The following is a 5,478-nucleotide window of genomic DNA, read 5'->3' as shown; positions in this document are numbered from 1 at the left end:
TTCTTCGTTGCGCCCGACCTGATGCAGTTGCAGCGCCAGTTGGCTGGCTAACAGTGCATTTTGTGGATCTAACTCAACTTGTTGCTGAAGCAATTGGATCTCTGGGGTATCTGCAGCTTGCTTAAGCAAATCAATCTGAGCGACCAGCCCTTGGTAACGGCTGTCCTGGTCTTGCAATGGGATGGTTTTCAGCACCGCTTCAGCCTCTTCGCTGCGGTTCAGTGCAATTTGAACTTCCGCCAACATCAGGCCAATTTCACTGTTCTGATTGGACAGTTGCCACGCATCTTTCAGCAAGGGTAGTGCTTCAGCGTGTTTGCCTTCTTGCATCAGCAGCATCGCTTCTTGCGCTTTCAACTCTTCTTCCCGTGGCAGTACTTTTTCCAGCAGGGCGCGAATCGCTTCTTCGGGTTGCGGCCCCTGGAAACCGTCTACCGGTTGGCCATTCTGGAACAAGTAAACGGTAGGAATACTGCGTAAACCAAACTGTGACGCGACCATTGGCTCGGCATCACAATCCACTTTGGCGAGAAGAAACTGCCCCTGATACTGCGCGGCAAGTTTGTCCAGAATCGGCGTGAGTTGTTCACAATGTTGGCTGCGTGCTGACCAGAAGTAAAACAGCACTGGTGTCGTAACGGATTGTTCTAGCGTCTGGTGTAGGTTCGCTTCGGTGATATCAATATTGTACGGTGCAGACATGGCTTAACTCTCTTTTACATATTTAATATTTACATGGGGGTTGGCAGTAGGTGCTTCAACTAACCACGTAAAATTTTATCTAACATGCGGCCCGGCAACAGGCGACGCAACCATGTTAAAGCATGGGCAACTAGCGTGACCGGATAGCGTAATTTTGGGTTCGGGCTCTCAAAAGCATGGCGCACTTTTACCACGACTGCTTCCGGACCCAGTGTAAAGCGTGCGGCGATCCCAGGATTTTCTACTGGATGGTCGGCCTGAGTCTGGTTCACGTTTTGCGTGAACTGCGTGCGGATTGGCCCAGGCTCAATCAAACTGACTTTGATACCGCTGTGATGCAGCTCCATACGCAGCGCATCAGACCAGGCTTCCAGAGCGTATTTACTGGCAGCGTAGGCACCACGACCTGGTGTCGAAACCAATCCCATGACTGAGCTGGTCATCACGATTCGCCCTTCACGGTGCGGCAACATGGCGGGAAGCAATAACATCGTCAGTTGGTGGGTGCCAAATAAATTGGTCGAAAATTGCTGCTCAAGTTGTTCGCGGGAAAGCGTTTGTAGCGGCCCATAGACACCAAATCCGCCATTATTAAATAACCCAAAAAGACGATTACCGGTCAGTTCGATGACTTCTGCCGCCGCCGATTGCACGCTTGCAGGGGAGTCGAGATCGAGTTGTATCCCGGTAAATCCAACCTGGTTCATACGTTCGACATCTTCGCTCTTGCGACAGGCAGCCAGAACGCGATAACCCTGTTGTTTTAAATCTTGTGCGCAGGCAAGACCAATACCACTGGAACAACCTGTAATTAAAACTGATTTTTGCATAACTTTACCCGCGCGAGGCTCCGATTGTTCATGAGTCGTGTTTTACTAAAGGTGCCAGACGGGAAGACATCCAGTCGGCGATAAACGGTTGGGCATCACTGTTCGGATGTATACCGTCATCCTGCATCCATTGCGGTTTCAAATAGACCTCCTCCATAAAAAATGGCAGCAGAGGTATCGCAAACTCTTTGGCAAGTTGCGGATAAATAGCGCTAAACGCCTCATTATAACGGCGACCGTAGTTTGCCGGCAGACGTATTTGCATCAGCAATGGTTGTGCATTTGCCGCTTTCACATCGGTGATTATCTGGCGCAGACTTTTTTCGATGGCCTGTGGCTGAAAACCACGCAGACCATCGTTGCCGCCAAGTTCAATTAATACCCAGCGAGGCTGATGTTGTTTAAGCAGCGCCGGTAGCCGTGCCAGCCCTTGTGGCGCGGTGTCGCCACTAATACTGGCATTCACAACTTTGGTATTTTGCTGGTGCCATTTCACATCCAGCAGCGCAGGCCAGGCCGCGGTTGCTGACATTCGGTATCCGGCACTCAGGCTATCACCCAAAATCAGTAACGTGTCCGCATGTGCGGCACGAATGGTTAAGAACGCCAGAAACAGGAAGGGCAAATGCCAGCGGAAAACATTGTTGAAGTTCATCATCTTAGTAAGTCCGTGGGTCTGGGGGAACATCAGCTCTCCATCCTTACTGGAGTTGAGCTGGTTGTCAAACCGGCACAGACCATTGCGCTAATCGGTGAGTCAGGTTCCGGGAAGTCTACACTACTGGCGATCCTCGCAGGGCTTGATGATGGCAGCGAAGGGGAAGTTCACCTGTGTGGCCAGCCGTTACACGCCATGGATGAAGAAGCGCGAGCGGCACTGCGGGCGAAAAACGTCGGTTTTGTATTCCAGTCATTCATGCTAGTGCCGACGCTCAACGCGCTGGAAAACGTCGAACTCCCGGCGCTACTGCGCGGTGAAAATGATTCCTCCAGCCGCGCGCAGGCGAAAGCATTGCTCGAACAACTCGGGCTGGGCAAACGCATGGACCACCTTCCGGCACAGCTTTCTGGCGGCGAACAACAACGTGTGGCGCTGGCGCGCGCGTTTAATGGGCGTCCAGGGGTGTTATTTGCCGATGAACCCACCGGTAATCTAGACCGCCATACTGGCGACCGCATTGCTGATTTACTCTTCTCTCTGAATCGTGATTTCGCCACCACGCTGATTCTGGTAACTCACGATGAACAACTGGCTGCACGCTGCGACCGCCGTCTACGTCTGCGTGAAGGTAAATTGTGGGAGGAAGCATGATTGCCCGCTGGTTCTGGCGCGAATGGCGCTCGCCATCGTTATTGATTGTCTGGCTGGCGTTGAGCCTGGCGGTGGCGTGCGTGCTGGCGCTGGGGAATATCAGCGATCGCATGGAACAAGGGCTAGATCAGCAAAGTCGCGACTTTATGGCGGGCGATCGCGCGCTGAGAAGCGCACGTGAAGTGCCGCAAGAGTGGCTGGCCCAGGCGCAAAAAGAGGGGCTGAAAGTTGGCAAGCAGCTGACCTTTGCCACCATGACATTTGCCGGCGACACGCCACAACTGGCGTCGGTGAAGGCGGTCGATAATGTTTATCCCCTGTATGGTCAACTCGACACCAACCCGCCGGGTTTGAAACCTGAGCCGGGGAGCGTGCTGTTGGCACCGCGTTTAATGGCACTACTGAATCTCAAAGTGGGGGATTCGCTGGAGGTGGGCGACACCACGTTGCGCATTGCCGGAGAGATTATTCAGGAACCCGATTCCGGTTTTAATCCGTTCCAGATGGCGCCACGCTTAATGATGAACCTCGCTGACGTGGAAAAAACCGGAGCGGTACAACCGGGTAGCCGCATCACCTGGCGCTACAAATTTGGCGGCACGCCGCAACAGCTCGACAAGTTTGAAAACTACCTGCTGCCAAAGCTGAAACCTGAACAACGCTGGTACGGCATGGAGCAAGATGATGGTGCACTCGGGAAATCCCTTGAACGGTCGCAACAATTCTTGCTGCTGTCAGCGCTCCTGACGCTGTTACTGGCGGTGGCCGCTGTGGCTGTGGCGATGAACCACTACTGCCGCAGCCGATATGATTTAGTGGCTATTCTGAAAACCCTTGGGGCGGGGCGTGCGGCACTGCGCAAACTGATTATCGGCCAATGGTTGATGGTGCTGGCGCTGGCAGTGATGACCGGTGGTGCAGTGGGGCTGGTGTTTGAGGCGGTGTTAATGCACCTGCTGAAACCTGTTTTACCTGCGGCACTTCCACCTGCGAGCCTGTGGCCATGGGGCTGGGCCGTGGGTTCCGTGGTGGTGATTTCGCTATTGGTAGGTCTGCGCCCATATCGTTTATTGCTGGCAACGCAACCGCTGCGGGTGTTACGCCGTGATGCGGTGGCGAACGTCTGGCCGTTGAAAATCTATCTGCCAATTATCACCCTCATAGTGGTGGCGCTTTTAGCGATGCTGATGGGGGGAAGCTCGTTACTGTGGGCGGTGCTGGCGGGAACCGTCGTTCTGGCAGCACTGTGTGGCATTGTCGGTTGGGGTGTGTTGCGGTTATTGAAAAAACTGACACTCAAAAACCTTGCGCTGCGCCTGGCCGTGAACCGCTTGCTGCGCCAGCCATGGGCAACATTAAGCCAACTCGCGGCGTTCTCGCTGTCGTTTATGTTATTGGCATTACTATTAATGCTGCGCGGTGATTTGCTCGATAAATGGCAGCAACAATTACCGCCGGAGAGCCCAAACTATTTCCTGTTAAACATTGCCACTGAACAAGTTCAGCCGGTGAAAGCGTTTTTGGCTGAACACCAGATTATCCCGGAATCGTTCTACCCGATTGTGCGTGTACGCATGACGGCGATAAACGGCAAATCGACAGAAGGTCATCCGGATGAAGCGCTTAATCGTGAACTGAACCTGACATGGCAGAGTCAGAAACCGGAGCATAACCCAATACTTGCCGGTTCATGGCCGCCAAAAGCGGGTGAAGTCTCGATGGACGAAGGTGTCGCGAAACGGCTGGAAATCGGACTGGGCGATACCGTCACGTTTATGGGCGATACCCAGGATTTCTCGGCCAAAGTCACCAGTCTACGCAAAGTTGACTGGGAGAGCTTGCGTCCTAACTTCTACTTTATCTTCCCGCCGGGTGCGCTCGATAACCAGCCGCAAAGTTGGCTAACCAGTTTCCGCTGGGAAGGAAAGAACGGCATGTTGACGCAGCTTAACCGCGAATTCCCAACGGTTAGCTTGCTGGATATTGGCGCGATTTTGCGCCAGGTCGGGCAGGTATTGGAGCAGGTCAGCCGGGCGCTGGAGGTGATGGTGGTGCTGGTGACGGTATGTGGCGTACTGCTGCTTTTGGCTCAGGTTCAGGTCGGCATGCGTCAACGCCATCAAGAGCTGGTGGTGTATCGTACGCTGGGTGCCGGAAAGCGCTTGCTGCGTACCACGCTGTGGTGCGAGTTTGCGGTGCTGGGGTTTGTCTCCGGTCTGGTGGCCGCAATAGGTGCTGAAACCGCACTTGGGCTACTGCAAACACGGGTGTTTGATTTCCCGTGGGAACCTGACTGGCGGCTGTGGGTTATTTTGCCTGTCAGCGGCGCGGTGTTGCTTTCGCTGTGTGGCGGTTGGTTAGGTGTACGTTTACTGAAAGGCAAAGCGCTATTCAGGCAGTTTGTGGCTTGAAACATGTGTTGGCTGGCGTTGCGTTAAACGCCAGCCTCTTATTCATTCGCCGTCGCGCAACCAGGCTTCAACTTGCTCATAATCGCCACGAAACACAATGTTTTGCGCTTTTTTGCTGAGTTGATAACGGTACATCGGGTCGTAATACTCTTCGAGCAGTGGCGAAAGCCAGGCGAGATGCCCGTCAACAGAACCGGTTTTACGTTGTAATTCCAGCGCTTCA

At 53.7% G+C, this 5,478-nt stretch carries 5 protein-coding genes and 1 pseudogene; 2 read left to right on the top strand and 4 right to left on the bottom strand.

Annotated features, from left to right (window positions below; all coding sequences use genetic code 11):
- The 3 genes from VJY99_RS12635 to tesA form a co-directional block, all read right to left on the bottom strand.
- Nucleotides 1–702, bottom strand: a 702-nt coding sequence (locus tag VJY99_RS12635; protein ID WP_324118933.1) for a co-chaperone YbbN, incomplete at its 3' end; no start/stop codon positions are given.
- A 59-nt stretch (nucleotides 703–761) separates the two neighbouring features.
- On the bottom strand, nucleotides 762–1,532 hold the full coding sequence (locus VJY99_RS12630) for an SDR family oxidoreductase (RefSeq protein WP_324118931.1): 771 nt from the start codon (nucleotides 1,530–1,532) through the stop codon (nucleotides 762–764).
- Between the two features lie 28 nt (nucleotides 1,533–1,560).
- On the bottom strand, nucleotides 1,561–2,190 hold the full coding sequence (gene tesA / locus VJY99_RS12625) for a multifunctional acyl-CoA thioesterase I/protease I/lysophospholipase L1 (protein WP_324118929.1): 630 nt from the start codon (nucleotides 2,188–2,190) through the stop codon (nucleotides 1,561–1,563).
- On the opposite strand from tesA, the gene ybbA reads away from it, so the two are divergent.
- Both ybbA and ybbP read left to right on the top strand, forming a co-directional pair.
- A complete protein-coding gene (gene ybbA, locus VJY99_RS12620; RefSeq protein ID WP_324118927.1) occupies nucleotides 2,158–2,844 on the top strand; it encodes a putative ABC transporter ATP-binding protein YbbA in 687 nt (228 codons plus the stop codon). The two genes, tesA and ybbA, sit on opposite strands and share 33 nt — an antisense overlap.
- Nucleotides 2,841–5,255, top strand: a complete 2,415-nt coding sequence (ybbP, locus tag VJY99_RS12615; RefSeq protein ID WP_324118925.1) for a putative ABC transporter permease subunit YbbP — start codon at nucleotides 2,841–2,843, stop codon at nucleotides 5,253–5,255. Before ybbA ends, ybbP begins: the two co-directional genes overlap by 4 nt.
- A gap of 42 nt (nucleotides 5,256–5,297) precedes the next feature.
- Here ybbP and VJY99_RS12610 read toward each other — a convergent pair.
- Nucleotides 5,298–5,478: pseudogene (locus VJY99_RS12610) on the bottom strand (tRNA 2-selenouridine(34) synthase MnmH); the annotation flags it as partial.

Origin of the sequence: Buttiauxella sp. (assembly GCF_035271705.1) — a bacterium.
Taxonomy (GTDB): Bacteria; Pseudomonadota; Gammaproteobacteria; order Enterobacterales; family Enterobacteriaceae; genus Buttiauxella.
The sequence above is the reverse complement of the archived record's forward strand: the minus strand, read 5'-3'. Positions and strand labels throughout refer to the sequence as shown.